Genomic DNA, 18,190 nt, shown 5'->3' with positions numbered 1-18,190 from the left:
TACGGCTGAATGCCTGTTACAGAGGGTGTTGATGCCAGAATTAGTGATACATCCGCACACACTCTTCGACCAGTCCCCAGAACCAGTCGGTATCAATGGTGATCCCCACCTTCGCGTTCGCCGGTTTACCAAGAACGCCGAGTTCATCGCAGACGGTACGTCCATAGCAGGGGCCGCTGTTCACATCGATTTCAACGTACATGTCCTGGGTTTTAATGCCCTGCGGATTGATCAGATAGCCGATACAGGTTGCATCATGCACCGGTCCACCGGCTAAGCCGTAGTTTTCAAACTGGGTTTTCAGGGTGAAGTTCATGATATCGCTGAACAACTGACCGGCGACACCGCCAGCTTTTTCCATCCTGGCAATAACGTCAGGAGTACAAACCGTTTGATTGGTTAAATCCAGCCCCATCATTACCAGCGGTGCGCCGGAGGTAAAGACCACACGAGCCGCTTCCGGGTCGGCAAAAATATTAAATTCGGCCGATGGCGTAAAATTCCCGGTACCATAGGCACCACCCATCAGGATAATTTCGCGGATTTTAGGAATAATGGCGGGCTGCATGCGCATCGCTACGGCAATGTTAGTAAGCGGCGCGGTGGGAATTAGCGTAATATCACCGTCGCTGGCCATCAGCGTATCGATAATATAATTAACGGCATTTTTACTTTCCGCCTTACGGGTCAGCGGCTCAAATACCGGACCATCCAGCCCCGTTTCGCCATGGATATTATCCGCCACGATCTGCTCACGCATCAGCGGCTGCGGCATTCCCGCGTAAACTGGCACATCAATCCCCAGCTTCTGACAGACGTTTAAGCCGTTAGTCACCGTTTTATCCAGCGTTTGATTGCCTGCAACAATCGTGATGCCCAGTAAATCAATTGCCGGATGACGTGCCGCCATCATTATTGCAATAGCATCATCATGACCAGGATCGCAATCCAGAATAATTTTTCTCTTTTGCATTTTTTATTTCCTCTGTTAGCTGTTACGTTATTTTCGTCTCATCAACGGAAAACTAACCCTGTCGATGATTGAATCATAACAACAGAAAACGTATGCTAAATATGAGAAATCTCATACCGGGAAATTATTATGCAAGAAATAAAAAATGACGTTCTTCGCCAGCAACTGATAAAAAAATCGGAGTATAACGATCGTTTTTCTATTGATGTCATGCATGAAACGAGATTGTTTCGCATTGTTGCCGGTGATTATATTGTCAGAGAAGGTCATCAGCCGATGTACCTTTTTTACCTCGCTCGTGGGCGGGCAAAACTGTACGCCACCCTTGCTAATGGCCGGGTGTCGCTAATTGATTTCTTTAGCGCGCCCTGCTTTATTGGTGAAATCGAGCTGCTGGATCAGCACCACGAGCCACGCGCCGTGCAGGCACTCGAGGAGTGCTGGTGCCTGGCCCTGCCAATGAAATCCTTTCGTTCGCCACTTTTAAACGACACCCTCTTTTTACGCAATCTCAGTATTGCGCTAAGCCAGAAAAACTACCGTAATATTGTTTCCCTGACCCAGAACCAGTCATTTCCGCTGGAGAACCGGCTGGCCGCTTTTATTTTATTAACACAGCATTGTGACATATATCACGAAAAACATACCCAGGCGGCGGAATATATGGGAGTGTCTTATCGCCATTTATTATACGTGATCGCGCAATTCACCCGTGACGGCGTGCTGGAAAAGCAAAAAGGCGGGTATGTTATCCGTGACAAAAAGGCGCTGACGGCGCTGGCGCAAGAGATGGAGCCGGAGCACAGGACGGCACAAGGAGCATGATACCTTACGTCTGATAGCATTCCTGCAAAAATGCCATCATCTCGCTGGCCTTTTTGCTGTGGTAAAAACGCCCCACTCCAGCGCCTCGTTACGGGCGATAATACCGTGCAGCAGAGGGAAAGTTTTTTTGTCGAGCTCGAAACGCCCGCTCTGCACCAGTGCAATGAGTTTTTTTGCGCTGTCCGCCAGGTTCAGTACCTGCTCGGTATCACTGACTTTATGCCCGCCCACCTTAACGCCATCCAGCAGAGTTTTCACTTCAACGTAGGTATAGGGATTATTTTCAAGTTGCGCAGCATCCCAGGTGAGTCCCTATAATTCGGTTGTCATTGTTCAGCCCCTTTTGCACAGTTTTACCGTAGTATTATTTCATAGCCTCGTTTTTAACCCAATGCTCAGGATCTGGGACCCATTTTCGCCATTTTGCCTGTAAAAGCTTTACGCAGCACGCTGATCACCATGGGAAAATTTTCCGCCAAATGCGCAGTAGCCGCACCATTCCCCGGTAATAGCCTGCTGGAGCTGTTGATTGAAAACAATGTCGGTATTCGACGCAGCAACGCGGTGAAACCACACTGAATGTGGATTTACAGCTATTCGATGAACTGGAGATTGAGTAGAGGGCGAATTTCGCCGCTTTTATCGTTACAATAGCCTCCAAATTTTTCCTAATCGAGTTCATCATGGCCAAAGCACCCACTAAAAAAGCCAAACCAAAGAAAGGCTTTGAAGACACATTATGGGATACCGCGAACCAGCTTCGCGGCAGCGTTGAATCCTCCGAGTACAAACACGTGGTATTAAGCCTCGTGTTCCTCAAATTTATCAGCGATAAGTTTGAAGCCCGCCGTCAGAAGATGAAAGACGAAGGTCAGGGCGATTTCCTCGAAATGGAAGTCTTCTATCAGCAGGATAACATTTTCTATCTGCCGGAAGAGGCGCGCTGGTCGTTCATCAAGCAGCACGCCAAGCAGGATGATATTGCCGTACGCATCGATACCGCGCTCTCGACCATTGAGAAGCGCAACCCGACGCTGAAAGGCGCGCTGCCAGACAACTACTTCAGCCGTCAGAATCTGGAAACCAAGAAGCTGGCATCGCTGATCGATACCATCGACAACATCGAAACGCTGGCCCATGAAACTGACGTGGAAGCGCTGTCGAAAGAGGACCTGGTCGGTCGCGTGTACGAATACTTCCTCGGCAAATTTGCCGCCACCGAAGGCAAAGGCGGCGGCGAGTTCTATACGCCAAAATGCGTGGTGACGCTGCTGACCGAAATGCTTGAACCGTTCCAGGGCAAAATTTATGACCCCTGCTGCGGCTCGGCGGGGATGTTTGTCCAGTCAGTGAAGTTTGTTGAAAGCCATCAGGGGAAAAGTCGCGATATCGCTCTGTACGGTCAGGAGCTGACGGCCACCACCTACAAGCTGGCGAAGATGAACCTTGCCATTCGCGGGCTTTCCGCCAACCTTGGCGAGCGTCCGGCGGATACCTTCTTCAGCGACCAGCACCCGGATCTGAAAGCCGACTATATCCTGGCCAACCCGCCGTTTAACCTGAAAGACTGGCGCAACGATGCCGAGCTGACTAAAGACCCACGTTTTGCCGGTTACCGCACGCCGCCGACCGGGAACGCCAACTACGGCTGGATTTTACATATGCTCTCTAAGCTGTCGGCAAACGGCACCGCCGGTTTTGTGCTGGCGAACGGCTCGATGAGCTCCAATACCAGCGGCGAAGGCGAAATTCGCGCGCAGATGATCGAAAACGATCTGATCGACTGCATGATTGCCCTGCCCGGCCAGCTGTTCTACACCACCCAGATCCCAGTGTGCTTGTGGTTTATGACCAGGTCGAAAGCAGCCGATCCGGCCAAAGGCTACCGCAACCGTCAGGGCGAAACGCTGTTTATCGACGCACGTAATCTCGGCACCATGATGAACCGCACCACCAAAGAGTTGACGACGGACGATATCGCCACCATCGCCGACACCTACCACGCCTGGCGCAGCACGCCGGAAGAGCTGGCCGAGCGCGTAAAGCGCGGCGACAGCAGGCTGGCGCAGTACGACGATCAGGCCGGGTTCTGCAAGGTCGCGACTATTGCAGAGATCAAGGCTAACGACTACGTGTTGACACCGGGTCGCTACGTCGGCGCTGCCGAGCAGGAAGACGATGGCGTGGCATTTGAAGCCAAAATGCGTGAATTGTCGAAGACGTTGTTTGCACAGATGAAGCAGGCGGAAGAACTGGATAAGGCGATTCGCCAGAATCTGGAGGGGTTGGGTTATGGGGAGTAATTGGGTCACCGTTAGCATTGACGATATTAAGTCACCTGAGAAATATAGTTGTGTTGGAGGCCCATTCGGTTCTTCTCTTTCACAAAAACATTATGTCGATTCAGGTGTTCCTGTTATCCGAGGCACCAATTTAACCGGAGATATATTTTCAGAGAGTGGCTTTGTTTTTGTTTCTCCGGATAAAGCAAATGAATTACAACGCAACATGGCCTTTCGTGGAGACATTGTATTTACACAACGGGGAACGTTGGGACAAGTAGCGTTGATTCCTGAAGACTCAATATACGAACGATATATTGTGTCTCAGAGCCAAATGAAGTTGACTGTAAATCCGAAACAAGCGGATGCATATTTTATCTACACATATTTCAGAACTAACGAAGCCAAGGCATTGATTGAAAATAATGCTATTGTTGGAGGAGTTCCTCATATCAACCTTGGTATTTTGAAAGAATTTAAGTTGAGACTCCCTCCACTTTCAGATCAAAAGCGAATCTCTGAGGTTTCCAAGTCTATTGATAACAAAATCAATCTAAACTGCCAAATCAACCAAACCCTGGAACAAATGTCCCAAACCCTGTTCAAATCCTGGTTTGTGGATTTCGACCCGGTGATTGATAACGCGCTGGATGCGGGAAACCCAATCCCGGAAGCGCTGCAATCTCGCGCCGAACTGCGTCAAAAAGTACGCAATAGTGCAGATTTCAAACCACTTCCAGCGGATATTCGTGCTCTGTTCCCGGCTGAATTTGAAGAAATAGAGTTGGGTTGGGTGCCAAAAGGTTGGATCACAACATCTTTCAACGATTTGATAGAACTAATTGGTGGTGGCACACCTAAAACCTCTGTAGAAGAGTACTGGAATGGAGATATTCCGTGGTTCTCTGTCGTCGATGCACCTAATGAATCCGACGTATACGTATTAAATACAGAGAAAAACATTACCACTGAAGGGCTCAATAATTCCTCAGCAAAATTATTAAGAAAAGGAACAACAATAATCAGCGCCAGAGGAACTGTAGGGAAATGCACTATGGTTGCTGTACCGATGGCAATGAATCAGTCATGCTATGGTGTTAATGGTAAAAATAATATTTCTGATGAGTATGTTTATTTTCAATTAAAAAATGCAGTCCAGACTCTTCAACAAATGGGGCATGGTTCAGTTTTCAACACAATAACAAGAGATACATTCAAAAATATTAAAATTCCCTTTTGCAATGAAGAATTAACAAATAGCTTTTCTTTGCTTGTTAAAAATTATTTTTCAAAAATACTGAATAATAATTATCAAAATATTGCTTTAACCGCCCTCCGCGACACCCTGCTTCCCAAAATCATTTCCGGCGAGCTGTCCCTGGAGGCTCTGCCAAACTTGGTAGCCCAAACCGAACCCGCATAACGCATTTTGCCCCTGAAAAATCAGGGGCTTTCTGTTAAGGTTTTCTCTGTTACAGGAACCCTTACCAGAAACTCAGCCAGGGCCGGAGCGAGATATGCATCTCTCATTCAGTGAAGCGAAGTTAGAACAGGCGATAATCGAACTGCTACAGGATCAGGGCTATCAGCACCTGATCGGCGATGATGTACCGCGTTCCAGTCTCGATCAGGTCATTATCGAAGACGATCTTCGTCATTACCTCGCCGCGCGCTATCAGGTCGACGGCATCACCGAAGAAGAGATCCAGCGGCTGATCAAGCAGTTCACCACCCTGCCCGCTTCCGATCTCTACGAAAGCAACAAAACTTTCTGCGCCTGGCTGGCCAATGGTTTCCTGTTTAAACGCGACGATCGCCAGCAGAAAGATCTCTATATCGAACTGCTCGACACCCGGCACCTGCCCGCCGCGCTGCGTGAACTCTTTGATACTGACGACGTGCCGCTGCGACAGGCCGCTGAACCCAGCGCGCCGTATATCTGCAAGCCGCTAAACCGCCTGAAGGTGGTTAATCAGTTGAAAATCACCGGCAAAGAAAACCAGCCACGCATTCCGGACGCCATTCTGTATATCAACGGCCTGCCGTTAGTGGTATTCGAATTTAAAAGCGCGGTGCGCGAGCAGGAAGCCAATATTGGCGACGCCTATAAGCAGCTCTGCACCCGCTATCGTCGCGATATCCCGCAGCTGTTTGTCTATAACGCGCTGTGCATTATCAGCGACGGCGTCAATAACCGCATGGGCAACCTGTTTGCACCGTACGAATATTTCTACTCCTGGCGTAAAGTCACCGGTAATGAAAACCGCGAGCAGGACGGCATCCCTTCCCTGCACTCGATGATTCAGGGGCTGTTTCACCCGGTCCGCCTGCTGGATGTGATTAAAAACTTTATCTGCTTCCCGGATAAAGCCAAACACGAAATAAAAATCTGCTGCCGCTACCCGCAGTACTATGCGGCGCGTAAGCTGTACTACAGCATCGAACGGGCGCGTAAACCTTTCGGCGACGGCAAGGGCGGCACCTACTTTGGTGCGACCGGCTGCGGCAAGAGTTACACCATGCAGTTCTTAACTCGTCTGCTGATGAAAAGCGTCGAATTCGCCAGCCCAACGATCGTGCTGATCACCGACCGCACCGATCTGGACGATCAGCTCTCAGCGCAAATGTGCAATGCCAAAAACTATATCGGCGACGAGACCGTGGTGCCCGTCACCAGCCGCGACGATCTGCGGGAAAAACTGGCCGGTCGCAACAGCGGCGGCGTCTTCCTGACCACCATCCATAAATTTACCGAAGACACCGAACTGCTCTCCGGGCGCAGCAATATCATCTGTATTTCCGACGAAGCGCACCGCAGCCAGGTCAACCTCGATCAGAAAGTGATCGTCGATAAAGAAAACGGCAAGGTACGCAAAACTTACGGCTTCGCCAAATATCTGCACGACTCACTGCCGCAGGCCACCTACGTCGGTTTTACCGGCACCCCTATCGACGCCACGATGGAAGTCTTTGGCAACATTATCGACAGCTACACCATGACCGAATCCGTGCAGGATGAGATCACCGTGCGCATCGTCTACGAAGGCCGCGCGGCGAAGGTCATCCTTGATGCCGGTAAACTGGAAGAGGTGGAAAAGTACTACGCAGAGTGCGCTGATGCGGGCACCAACGAGTGGCAAATCGACGAGAGTAAAAAAGCCAGCGCCACCATGAACGCCATTCTTGGCGATGACGATCGCCTGGAGGCACTGGCGGAAGACTTTGCGAAGCACTATGAAAAACGTGTCAGCGAAGGCTCAACGGTGAAAGGCAAAGCGATGTTTGTCTGCGCCAGCCGTGAGATTGCCTGGGATTTCTATCGTCAGTTGCAAGACTTTCGTCCGGCATGGTTTGAGGTGAAACAGGCCCCGGATGGGGTTGAGCTGACGGAGCAAGAGCAAAAAGAGCTGCCGCTGTCCGAAATGGTCAAGATGGTGATGACGCGCGGCAAAGATGACGACGGCAAACTGTACGATCTGCTGGGCAGTAAAGAGTACCGCAAAGAGCTGGATAAACAGTTCAAAAATGCGAAGTCGAATTTCAAAATCGCCATCGTGGTGGACATGTGGCTGACCGGGTTCGACGTGCCGGAGCTGGACACCATTTATATCGATAAGCCGCTGCAAAAGCATAACCTGATCCAGACCATCTCCCGCGTCAACCGCAAGCTGGAAGGCAAAAGCAAAGGGCTGGTCGTCGACTATATCGGCATTAAGCGCCAGATGAACCAGGCGCTGGCGATGTATTCCCGCATTGATGCCACTAACTTTGAAGATATCCAACAGTCAGTGATTGAGGTGAAAAATCATCTCGATCTGCTCACACAGGTGTTCCATGAATTCGACAGCCGCCCTTATTTCAGCAGCGAGCCGCAGGCGCAGTTAGCCTGCCTGAACAACGCGGCAGAATTTGTCATGCGTACCCAGAAGCTTGAACGCCGCTTTATGGGGCTGGTGAAGCGCCTGAAAGCGGCCTATGACGTTTGCTGCGGCAGCGAAGCGCTTTCGCAGGCCGAGCGCGACCATATCCATTTTTATATTGCCGTGCGCTCTATCGTCTTCAAGCTGACCAAAGGCGATGCGCCGGACGTCACGCAAATGAATGCCCGCGTGCGCGAGATGATCTCCGAAGCGCTAAAAGCTGACGGCGTGGAAGAGCTGTTTTTCCTTGGCGACAAGAAAGCGGAGTCGATCGATATTTTCGACGACGATTATCTGGCGCGCATTAATAAGATCAAACTGCCGGCCACCAAAATCCAGCTACTGCAAAAGCTGCTGGAAAAAGCCATCAGCGACTTTAAAAAGGTTAACCAGTTACAGGGGATTAACTTCACCCGTCGTTTCCAGTCGATTATGGATAAATATAACGAGCGCCGGGAAGATGACGTGCTCAACGGTGAAGAGTTCGATCATTTCAGTCAGGAGATGACCGATATTATCTACGATATTAAAACCGAAATGGGCACTTATGCCGAGATGGGGATTGATATCGAAGAGAAAGCCTTTTACGACATTCTGGCGCATATGCGCGATAAATATCAGTTCACCTATGAGGACGACAAGATGCTGGCGCTGGCAAAAGAGATGAAGGCGGTGGTCGATAACACCTCGAAGTATCCGGACTGGAGCAAGCGCGACGATATTAAGGCGAAGCTGAAAGTTGAACTCATTCTACTGCTGCATAAACACAAGTTCCCGCCGGTGGCGAACGATGATGTTTATATGGGGGTGCTGGCACAGGCGGAAAATTTTAAGCAGCATCAGATGAGTAGTCCCTTATAACCGTTAGTGGTGGACGCCGCGCTAACCTCAGCCACACATAGCACATACCAGCCAGGCAGGATACCATCCCGCCTGGCCCTTCAGCAGATATCATCCCGCTCGAGCCCCATATCCCGTAGCTGGGCGTCGCTCATTCTCTGCAACACCTTCTTCGCCTGTGCCTGGCGACGCCACTGTTTGAACGCCTGCCAGATCATCACCAAACCGACAAAAGGCCGTTTAGCCCGGTTCTCATGAAATTCCATCGTCTGTCTCCTCACCGTGTCTGTGAGGCTATTTTCCGGGAGATCGACCGTAGCAATACAGATTCAAAAAACACTTTTCTTTAACATACAGATTGCGTAAAACAGGATCTGCACGGCGTTAATTGACCTCATCTGTACTGGTTTTTAAATCTGTATGGTGAAAAAAAGGATACAGCATGACGCGTTACCAATATCTGGCAAATTTACTGGCGGAGCGGATTGAGCAGGGTCTGTACCGCCACGGGGAAAAGCTACCGTCAGTACGTACCCTGAGCCAGGAGCATGGGGTCAGCATTAGCACCGTACAGCAGGCGTATCAGACGCTGGAAAATCTTCAGTTGATCGCTGCGCAACCGCGCTCAGGCTATTTTGTCGCGCCACGTAAGGCACAGCCGCCGGTACCGGCGATGAGTTCACCGGTACAGCGCCCGGTGGAAATCACCCAGTGGGATGAGGTTAATACGCTGCTGGCCGATCATCATGACAAATCGCTGATCGCTTTTGGTAGTGGTGCGCCGGATGTCAGCCAGGCGACTCTGAAACCGCTGTGGCGCGAGCTGAGCCGTCTTGTGCAACATAATCCATGTGCGGTGCTGGGCTACGATGAACTGCCGGGCCGAAAGGATCTGCGCGAACAGATCGCACGCATCATGCTGGACAGCGAAACCGTGGTGGTCGCGGAAGACGTTGTGGTAACCAATGGCTGTCACAGCGCACTCGCTATCGCCCTGCTGGCAGTCTGTAAGCCGGGCGATATTGTGGCGGTAGAGTCGCCGTGTTATTACGGCACCATGCAGATGCTGCGCGGCTTTGATATTAAAGCGATAGAAATCCCGACCGATCCGCAAACGGGTATCAGCATCGAAGCGCTGGAACTGGCGCTGGAACAGTGGCCGATCAAGGGCGTGATCCTCGTGCCCAACTGCAACAACCCGTTAGGTTTTATTATGCCGGATGCGCGCAAGCGCGCTGTGCTCTCCCTTGCCCAGCGTCACGATATCGTGATTTTCGAAGATGATATTTATGGCGAGCTGGCGCGCGAGTATCCGCGCCCACGTACCATTAAATCCTGGGATATCGATGGCCGGGTGCTGCTGTGCAGTTCGTTTACCAAAAGCATCGCGCCGGGACTGCACGTCGGCTGGATCGTACCGGGACGCTATCGCGACCGCGTGCTACATATGAAATACGCCACCAGCAGCACCAGCGTACCCGCGATGCAAATGGCGGTCGCGGCGTTTATCCGCGACGGGCACTATCACCGTCACCTGCGGCGAATGCGCCAGATTTATCAGCATAATATGGAAGACTGGACCTGCCGGGTGCGTCAGTATTTTCCCTGTGACATCTGCGTCACTCGTCCACAGGGCAGTTTTATGCTGTGGATCGAATTACCGGAAATGGTTGATATGGTTTGCGTGGCAAAGCAGCTCTGCCGACTGAAAATTCAGGTCGCCCCGGGTTCGCTATTTTCGGCGACGGGGAAATATCGCAACTGCCTGCGCATTAACTGCGCGCTACCGCTGAACGATAAAAACCAGGAGGCGCTGAGACTGATGGGTGAAGCAGTGAGTATTGCACTGGAATAAATAACATATACAGGCTTCAATAATATATTGAAGCCTGTATTTCAATAATCAGGCGTGCGACGGTTCGTCCTCTGCCATGACCTCTTCAGCAAGGATATTTACCGACATTTCATCCATCGGTACAAATTTCCACTGCTGGGCTTCTGAACCATTATAAGGGTAAAGGATCACCGGGTTGTTGTCATGTGTACCGCGATTATTGCTATCAATAACGTGAGTGGTATATTGTTTATTACGAATAAAACCGCGGGTTGTCGCGATATCCCATTGTTGGGACAGCTTACCTTTACTCCGCTGCTGTAGTGTAATACTTGAACCACCATTGGTATCCATTACCATATCATCACTGGCGGCCAGGACGATCTCGCCGGTTTTCATATTCATATTCCAGAGAATTTTCCTTAGCTCTGAATTAATCGGTTTTAATACCAGTTGAGAACCCGTCTGCTGATCTGAAATACCGATAACCATATTTGGGCAAGAAACATATTTAAAAAAGCCAATCATGACAAACTCCTTGTATTATTGCAGATAGTAAATAGCATCTGAAGTTATTAACCATGGGTAAATCATTAAGCCGTGGATATTATTATCGCTGCGGCGTGAATAAATAATGGGATAAGATTCAATAATAAAATGTGATCGCGATCTAATTCCTTCGCCGAATTTAAATATCCAGATAAAATCATCCAATCGTATTACTATTTATAGCGTAAGTGGAGTAAAGACATTATCAGTAAAGACTAATAATAAAATAAAACTCCCCCGTTGTTCGGGGGAGCGTTACGCTTAGTTACTGATGACTCACTACCACCAGTTTTTGATTCACAAACTCTTTAATACCCAAATCGGACAGCTCGCGCCCGAAGCCGGAACGTTTAACGCCGCCGAACGGCAGTTCTGCCGCCGTATCGGTCAGGGAATTAATATAGACCATCCCGGTTTCAATTCGTGACGCCAGCCGTTTCGCCCGTTCAATATTCTGACTGAAGATCGCCCCGCCCAGACCGTAGTGCGAATCGTTAGCCAGTTTCACGATTTCATCGTCATCTTTCACCACATATACCTGAGCGACGGGGCCGAAAAACTCTTCAAAATAAGCCGGATTATCGCGCGTGATATGGGTCAGGATCGTCGGCTCAAAGAAGTTACCTTTATGATCCACTGGTTTGCCACCGAAGTGAACTTTGGCCCCGTTTTTCACTGCCTCTTCAACCTGACGGGTTAGCGTTTCGAGAGCCTCTTTTGAGGATAGCGGGCCGAGTGTCGTGCTTTCATCCAGAGGATCGCCCAGTTTCACCTGGCGGAACGCGTCGCTAAATTGGCTAAGGAAAGCATCGGCTACTTTCTCATGAATGATAAAGCGTTTGGCTGCGGTACAAACCTGTCCGGCATTTTGCAGGCGCGCCTGTACGCCAACCTGCACTGCTTTTTGCAGGTCGCTGTCATCGAGTACGACAAAAACATCGTTACCCCCCAGCTCCAGCGTAGCTTTTTTCAGCTTCTTCGCTGCCTGCGCGGCCACGACTGCACCGGCTTTTTCTGACCCGGTAAGGGCCACGCCCTGTACGCGGTCATCATCAATAATCGCGCTAACCTGCCCGGATGAAATAAATAGATTGGTATAGGCTCCCTCGGGCGCTCCGGCCTCGCGCACCAGATGTTCGAAGGTTTCCGCACAATGCGGTACGATACTCGCATGTTTGACGATAATCGGGTTACCTGCCGCCAGATTCGGGGCCAGCACGCGCATTAATTGATAATACGGGAAGTTCCACGGTTCAACAGCCATCAGCACACCAATGGGATGATGTTCAACCCATGCTTCACCCAGGCTGGAGTCATATTTCACCGGAGCGAGGAAATCTTTAGCGTGGTCGGCGTAATACCGCGCAATTTGCGCGCACAGTGTTACCTCAGCGCGGCTCTGTTCAATGAGCTTGCCCATCTCACGGCTGGCAATCTTTGCCAGTTCTTCATTTTGCTTATCCAGCAGATCGGCAAGCTTGTGCAGGATCGGCAGGCGCTGGTCAATATCGCCTTTCGCCCAGTCAGAATGGTACAGCGCATCGGCTTTTTCCAGCGCGGCTTGTACATCGGCATTGCTGTGCGCCGGGTATTCTTTAACAAGTTGATTAGTAAAAGGATTTATTGTCTGATAGGCCATGATACATGTCTCCTTAACCTCAGGGCGGTGACAGTAAAAGATACTGCGAAGAGTATTAAGGGTAGTCAAAACAGAGGGTAATGCAGATAAAAGGCGGATAAAACGGAGGTTTCTGAAGACGGCATATCATAGTTATACCGCCTTATAGAAGGAGGTATGGTAATGACAAGCATGCGCGATTAATGATTTACGGTAACAAGCTCTTCCGCGAAGAGTCCGGTGATTTTAAGCACCGTGTCACGATCCAGCCCACTAGCCAGCATAGTGTGAGCGATGCGTAACGCTTCAAGGTGTCAGCCCTGCTATAACCCCTTCCTGTCGGTCGCTAAAATGCCCCTTCTGACGGATATGTTTCAACATAAACTCCAGAGTGTAGAGGTAGTGATTTTTATCATGGCGTTCCATCACCGGGTAAAACACAGTGACGCGACTCTCCTCCCCCGCGATACGGGCAACCCCCCGCTTTTCCCGACTTTGCGAAGAGAGACGAAAGAAGATTACGTATAAGGGTAATGATTGCCGATTCGACGGAATCTTGCTCGCAAAGTCTCACATCCACCGCCACCAACATTTTGCGAACCTGCCGTCAGGTTATATGCTTAACGCCATGGATAAAGTTACCGAACTCAAACGTGCCAAGCGTCTGGCGCTCTCGCTACTGCTGATTGCCGCAGCGACTTTTGTCACCACGCTATTTTTACCGCCTAACTTTTGGGTCAGCGGGGTGAAGGCGATCGCGGAAGCCGCGATGGTCGGCGCACTGGCGGATTGGTTCGCCGTCTCGGCGCTGTTCCATCACCTGCCGATACCGTTTATTTCCCGGCATACGGCGATCATTCCGCGCAATAAAGATCGTATTGGCGACAATCTCGGCCAGTTTGTGCAGGAGAAGTTTCTTGATACCGCGTCGCTGGTAACGTTGATCCGTCGTCATGAACCGGCGAGGATGATCGGCGTGTGGTTCAGTCAGCCGGATAATGCGCGGCGAGTCGGGCAACATTTACTTCAGGTGATGAGCGGTTTTCTGGAACTGACTGATGATACGCGCATACAGCGCTTGTTGAAGCGTGCGGTGCATAAAGCGATTGATAAAGTTGATCTGACCCAAACCAGTGCCATGATGCTGGAAAGCATGACCAAAAATAACCGCCATCAGCGCTTGCTGGATGCCATTATTGATCAACTGATCGCCCTGCTTGGGCGTGACAGCTCACGGGAATTTATCGCCCGACAAATCGTCCACTGGCTAAAAACCGAGCACCCACGTAAAGCGAAGCTATTACCGACCGAGTGGCTGGGCGAGCACAGTGCGGAACTGGTTTCTGACGCCGTCAACTCTATGCTCGATGATATCAACCAGGATCGTACCCATCAGATCCGTCGCGCGTTCGATCGCGCCACATTAAAGCTGATCGACAGCCTGAAAACCGATCCCGATATGCTGGCAAAAGCGGAAAATATTAAACGTTATATTAAGGATGATGAGGCTTTTAACCGCTATCTGGGCGAGTTATGGTCAGATCTACGCACCTGGCTGAAAGAAGATATGCACAGTGAGGATTCGCGAGTGCATAAACGGATCGCCGAGGCCGGGCAATGGTTTGGTGAAACGCTCATTGCCGATGATGCGCTGCGCACCTCACTTAACGGTCATCTGGAGCAGGCAGTGGTCCGTGTTGCTCCGGAGTTTGCGACCTTTCTGACCCGGCATATCAGCGACACGGTAAAAGGCTGGGACGCACGCGATATGTCGCAGCAAATTGAGCTTAATATTGGCAAAGATCTGCAATTTATCCGCGTTAACGGCACGCTGGTGGGCGGGTTTATCGGGCTGGTGCTGTATTTGCTCTCGCAGCTTCCTGCCCTGCTGACGTTGCCACCTTTTTAAGGAAAAAGAATGGCTGATATTACCTTGTCCCCGGCGGAGCGCGATCGCCTGCGTAGCGAGCTTGAGAGTTATTGCGCCACGCATTTTGACCTCGAGCTTGAACAGTTCGACGCCGAGTTTTTTATTGATTTTATTATCGAGAAACTGGGTCCTGCCTTCTATAACGCCGGCATTGAGGAAGCGATTCGCACGCATATTGCCTGGAGCGATCGTATTCAGGAAGAGATGGACGTGAAGAAAATTTTATAAACAAAATAATTGAGTGCAGGAAGGCGGCGACGCAGCGAATCCCCAGGAGCTTATTCAAGTAAGCAACTGGGTTGAGCGAGGAAAGCCAACACACCTGCACCTTGAAAGATGACGTGTATATAAGCCGTTGTCCCGCAGGAGATCAATATTTACACACTAACACCAGGTTTATAATGCGCCATCATTCCACTTTCTCCCGTGTAACGGGGAAGGAAAATCATGTCGCTTATTACTGCACTTCCCACCCTTTTTGACCAGTTCTCCGACGCCCGCCAGAAAGGTTTCCTTACCGTCATGGATCTTAAAGAACACGGTGTTCCGCTGGTGGGTACTTACTGTACCTTTATGCCGCAGGAGATCCCGATGGCCGCAGGCGCAGTCGTCGTGTCGCTATGCTCTACCTCCGATGAAACGATTGAAGAAGCCGAAAAAGATCTGCCGCGCAATCTGTGTCCGCTGATTAAAAGCAGCTATGGTTTTGGCAAAACGGACAAATGCCCCTACTTCTATTTTTCTGATCTGGTGGTGGGGGAAACCACCTGTGACGGCAAAAAGAAAATGTACGAATACATGGCTGAGTTTAAGCCAGTCCATGTCATGCAACTGCCCAACAGCGCCAACGATGCCGCATCCCGTGCGCTGTGGAAAGCGGAGATTTTACGTCTGCAACAGGTGGTGGAAACACGGTTCGGCACTCCCATTAGTGAAGACGCTTTGCAGCGCGCTATTGTGCTGAAAAATCGCGAGCGCCGCGCACTGGCGAATTTTTACCGCCTCGGACAGCTTAATCCCCCGGCGCTCAGCGGCAGCGATATCCTGAAAGTGGTATACGGCGCAACCTTCCGCTTCGACAAAGACGCGCTCATTGCTGAACTCGACGGACTGGCCGGGCGCACACGTCAGGAATGGCAGGAAGGTAAACGGCTGGAGGCCCGGCCACGCATTCTTATCACTGGCTGCCCCATCGGCGGCGCGGCGGAGAAAGTCGTCCGCGCCATTGAGGAAAACGGCGGCTGGGTCGTTGGTTACGAAAATTGCACCGGCGCGAAGGCAACGGAGCGGTGCGTAGCAGAAACAGGTGATCCCTACGAAGCGCTGACCGATAAATACCTTGCTATTGGGTGTTCGTGTATTTCTCCTAACGACCAGCGCCTGGCCCTGCTCAGTCAGATGGTGGAAGAGTATCAGGCGGATGGCGTGGTGGATGTTATTTTACAGGCTTGTCATACCTATGCCGTTGAATCAATGGCGATTAAACGGCACGTGCGTCAACAGCATAATATTCCTTATATCGCTATCGAAACTGACTACTCGACCTCAGATATCGGGCAGCTCAGCACCCGCGTTGCAGCCTTTATTGAAATGTTGTAGGGAGTTTGCGTGGCACTGACAATAGGTATTGATTCTGGCTCCACCACCACCAAAGGTATTTTGCTGGAGGATGGCATCATCCGCCGCCGTTTTCTCTGCCCGACGCCGTTTCGTCCTGCTGACGCGATAAACGAGGCGTGGGAAACATTACGGGCCGGGCTGGGAACGCCTCCGTTTTTGACCGTCACCGGTTATGGCCGCAAGCTGGTGGATTATGCCGATAAACAGGTTACGGAAATCTCCTGTCATGGGCTGGGCGCGCGGCTTCTGGCTCCTGACACCCGTATCATTATCGACATCGGCGGCCAGGACAGTAAAGTGATCCAACTGGACCACAACGGCAATCTCACCGATTTTCTGATGAACGATAAGTGTGCAGCGGGAACCGGACGCTTCCTGGAGGTCATCTCACGTACGCTGGGAGCAAGCGTAGAGCAACTGGATCACATCACGCAGGGGGTTGCGCCGCATCCTGTTAGCAGTATGTGTACCGTATTTGCTGAATCTGAGGTAATCAGCCTGCGCTCGGCAGGCGTCGCCCCACAGGCCATTCTGGCCGGGGTCATTAATGCAATGGCCCGACGTAGCGCTAACTTTATTAGTCGCCTCCCGGCGCAGGGACCTTTATTGTTTACCGGTGGCGTCAGCCGCTGCGTTACCTTCCGCCAGATGCTGGCGGAACAACTTGGTATGCAAGTACACACTCACTCTGACGCCCAGTTTGCGGGGGCAATCGGCGCGGCGTTAATAGGCCAGCGGCAGAGACATTCCGCATGACAGAATATCTGTTTTTATTTTACTCCACGCCAGGTGTGATCCGAACCCGCAAGGCGCTGCAGGCGGCGGGAGTCACCTTCAGGGTGGCGGATATTCCCCGTCAGTTGCGCGGCGGCTGTGGGCTATGCGTTTATTTGCACTGCCCGGCAAATGAGGTGCTGCAATGGGTGCTTCCCGGCCTAACGCAAGCCATCTACCGCTGTACAGACGGGCAGTATCAGTTGCTACAGACTTTTACGCTGCCTTAGCGTTGCGGAGCAGTCTGCTGAAGCTCAAGCAGCAGAAGCATCATAAGCGCCTGGGCACAGGGAACGGGGGCCATCGCACTATCACAGTAATATTGCAAATCGGGGCCAGCCATCGTCCCTTTTGAGGCTTCCAGCACCAATACGTTCACAAAGCGCGGAAAACGCATGGCGTGCGTTTTCCGCAACCTCCGGCGGCAGGATACCCATCCGCCCGAAACAGGCAGGTCATAAACAACGTGTCATCCCATAAATGGCCGTCATTCGCTGACACAGCAGCGTCATTTTGTCGCTCAAATAACGGCACCAGAAATCGGTATTGAAGCTCGCGCCCGCGTCTTTATCGATCAGCTGTGGGTGTGCCACCAGCAGGTCGGCAGGAAAACTAAACTCTTTTGCCTGAAGATAAAATTTCAGGTCGTGCTTCTGGCAGTAGCGGGCGAGGTGATTGAGATAAACGCAGCGAGCCAGTTGCTGACTGGATAGTCGATCGTTGTATTGATGTGGAGTATAGCCTTTAGGCGAAACCAGCTGGTCGAACAGGTCAACCTGACCGACCACAATGGTATTGAACTGGTGATTGATAGCCCATGCCACCCGTTCACACGCTTTGATCCAGTTCCAGAACTCCCGATTATTTAACTCCAGCGCCCGCGTCTGCCACATCACGCTCTCCTGCACAGTGAGTACCATCCTCGTTTCCTCTTTTTAGCACAGAAGCGATCAATCAGGGACCTTGCGTGCTTTGCACTTTCAGAGCCGGACAATAATTTTTCAGGAATTAAGCATCGTTTAAGA

At 51.0% G+C, this 18,190-nt stretch carries 16 protein-coding genes and 2 pseudogenes; 11 read left to right on the top strand and 7 right to left on the bottom strand.

Annotation, left to right across the window (positions count from 1 at the left end):
• Positions 1-40: 40 nt before the first annotated feature.
• Positions 41-973 carry a ribosylpyrimidine nucleosidase gene (rihB, locus tag CHU32_RS11955; protein WP_103675745.1) on the bottom strand — a complete coding sequence of 311 codons (933 nt, stop codon included), beginning with the start codon at positions 971-973 and terminating at the stop codon, positions 41-43.
• A gap of 129 nt (positions 974-1,102) precedes the next feature.
• On the opposite strand from rihB, the gene CHU32_RS11950 reads away from it, so the two are divergent.
• Complete coding sequence (locus CHU32_RS11950) at positions 1,103-1,798, top strand: transcriptional regulator YeiL (RefSeq protein ID WP_103675744.1); 696 nt, start codon at positions 1,103-1,105, stop codon at positions 1,796-1,798.
• 63 nt (positions 1,799-1,861) lie between these two features.
• Here the strand turns inward: CHU32_RS11950 and CHU32_RS11945 are convergent.
• Positions 1,862-2,110: pseudogene (locus CHU32_RS11945) on the bottom strand (cell filamentation protein Fic); the annotation flags it as partial.
• Positions 2,111-2,230: 120 nt separating this feature from the next.
• Between CHU32_RS11945 and CHU32_RS28585 the strand changes: the two are divergent.
• The 4 genes and pseudogenes from CHU32_RS28585 to CHU32_RS11925 form a co-directional block, all read left to right on the top strand.
• Positions 2,231-2,418, top strand: a pseudogene (locus tag CHU32_RS28585) (restriction endonuclease); the annotation flags it as partial.
• Between the two features lie 63 nt (positions 2,419-2,481).
• Complete coding sequence (locus CHU32_RS11935; RefSeq protein ID WP_103675743.1) at positions 2,482-4,101, top strand: type I restriction-modification system subunit M; 1,620 nt, start codon at positions 2,482-2,484, stop codon at positions 4,099-4,101.
• Entirely contained in the window at positions 4,091-5,503 is a 1,413-nt protein-coding gene (locus CHU32_RS11930) for a restriction endonuclease subunit S (RefSeq protein ID WP_103675742.1), read from the top strand. The genes CHU32_RS11935 and CHU32_RS11930 overlap by 11 nt, the downstream gene beginning before the upstream one ends.
• Before the next feature lie 94 nt (positions 5,504-5,597).
• A complete protein-coding gene (locus tag CHU32_RS11925; RefSeq protein ID WP_103675741.1) occupies positions 5,598-8,861 on the top strand; it encodes a type I restriction endonuclease subunit R in 3,264 nt (1,087 codons plus the stop codon).
• Positions 8,862-8,941: 80 nt separating this feature from the next.
• Here CHU32_RS11925 and CHU32_RS11920 read toward each other — a convergent pair whose 3' ends face one another.
• Positions 8,942-9,106, bottom strand: coding sequence for a DUF1127 domain-containing protein (locus CHU32_RS11920; RefSeq protein ID WP_103675740.1), 165 nt, complete (start codon positions 9,104-9,106; stop codon positions 8,942-8,944).
• A gap of 176 nt (positions 9,107-9,282) precedes the next feature.
• On the opposite strand from CHU32_RS11920, the gene CHU32_RS11915 reads away from it, so the two are divergent.
• The gene (locus CHU32_RS11915; RefSeq protein ID WP_103675739.1) at positions 9,283-10,695 is read left to right on the top strand and encodes an aminotransferase-like domain-containing protein; all 1,413 of its coding nucleotides are present in this window, start codon (positions 9,283-9,285) and stop codon (positions 10,693-10,695) included.
• Between the two features lie 48 nt (positions 10,696-10,743).
• On the opposite strand, the gene CHU32_RS11910 is transcribed toward CHU32_RS11915, so the two are convergent.
• Positions 10,744-11,202: an RICIN domain-containing protein gene (locus CHU32_RS11910; RefSeq protein WP_103675738.1), complete on the bottom strand. Its 459-nt coding sequence runs from the start codon at positions 11,200-11,202 to the stop codon at positions 10,744-10,746.
• A 286-nt stretch (positions 11,203-11,488) separates the two neighbouring features.
• Positions 11,489-12,862 carry an NAD-dependent succinate-semialdehyde dehydrogenase gene (locus CHU32_RS11905; RefSeq protein ID WP_103675737.1) on the bottom strand — a complete coding sequence of 458 codons (1,374 nt, stop codon included), beginning with the start codon at positions 12,860-12,862 and terminating at the stop codon, positions 11,489-11,491.
• A 607-nt stretch (positions 12,863-13,469) separates the two neighbouring features.
• On the opposite strand from CHU32_RS11905, the gene CHU32_RS11900 reads away from it, so the two are divergent.
• From CHU32_RS11900 to CHU32_RS11880, 5 genes are all read left to right on the top strand, one after another.
• Complete coding sequence (locus tag CHU32_RS11900) at positions 13,470-14,750, top strand: DUF445 domain-containing protein (RefSeq protein ID WP_103675779.1); 1,281 nt, start codon at positions 13,470-13,472, stop codon at positions 14,748-14,750.
• A gap of 9 nt (positions 14,751-14,759) precedes the next feature.
• Positions 14,760-14,999, top strand: coding sequence for a DUF2164 domain-containing protein (locus tag CHU32_RS11895; RefSeq protein ID WP_103675736.1), 240 nt, complete (start codon positions 14,760-14,762; stop codon positions 14,997-14,999).
• 219 nt (positions 15,000-15,218) lie between these two features.
• Positions 15,219-16,370, top strand: a complete 1,152-nt coding sequence (locus CHU32_RS11890; protein WP_103675735.1) for a double-cubane-cluster-containing anaerobic reductase — start codon at positions 15,219-15,221, stop codon at positions 16,368-16,370.
• 9 nt (positions 16,371-16,379) lie between these two features.
• A complete protein-coding gene (gene yjiL, locus CHU32_RS11885; protein ID WP_103675734.1) occupies positions 16,380-17,147 on the top strand; it encodes a putative 2-hydroxyacyl-CoA dehydratase activator YjiL in 768 nt (255 codons plus the stop codon).
• Positions 17,144-17,395, top strand: a complete 252-nt coding sequence (locus CHU32_RS11880) for a putative Se/S carrier protein (protein ID WP_103675733.1) — start codon at positions 17,144-17,146, stop codon at positions 17,393-17,395. The genes yjiL and CHU32_RS11880 overlap by 4 nt, the downstream gene beginning before the upstream one ends.
• Here CHU32_RS11880 and CHU32_RS28245 read toward each other — a convergent pair.
• Both CHU32_RS28245 and CHU32_RS11875 read right to left on the bottom strand, forming a co-directional pair.
• Positions 17,392-17,562 (bottom strand): hypothetical protein, encoded by a 171-nt coding sequence (locus CHU32_RS28245; protein ID WP_176691641.1) that lies wholly within the window; start codon positions 17,560-17,562, stop codon positions 17,392-17,394. The genes CHU32_RS11880 and CHU32_RS28245 overlap by 4 nt on opposite strands.
• Positions 17,563-17,620: 58 nt before the next feature.
• Positions 17,621-18,085 (bottom strand): hypothetical protein, encoded by a 465-nt coding sequence (locus CHU32_RS11875; RefSeq protein ID WP_176691644.1) that lies wholly within the window; start codon positions 18,083-18,085, stop codon positions 17,621-17,623.
• Positions 18,086-18,190 lie beyond the last annotated feature (105 nt).

Source organism: Superficieibacter electus (assembly GCF_002915575.1).
Lineage (GTDB): Bacteria > Pseudomonadota > Gammaproteobacteria > Enterobacterales > Enterobacteriaceae > Superficieibacter > Superficieibacter electus.
The sequence above is the reverse complement of the archived record's forward strand: the minus strand, read 5'-3'. Positions and strand labels throughout refer to the sequence as shown.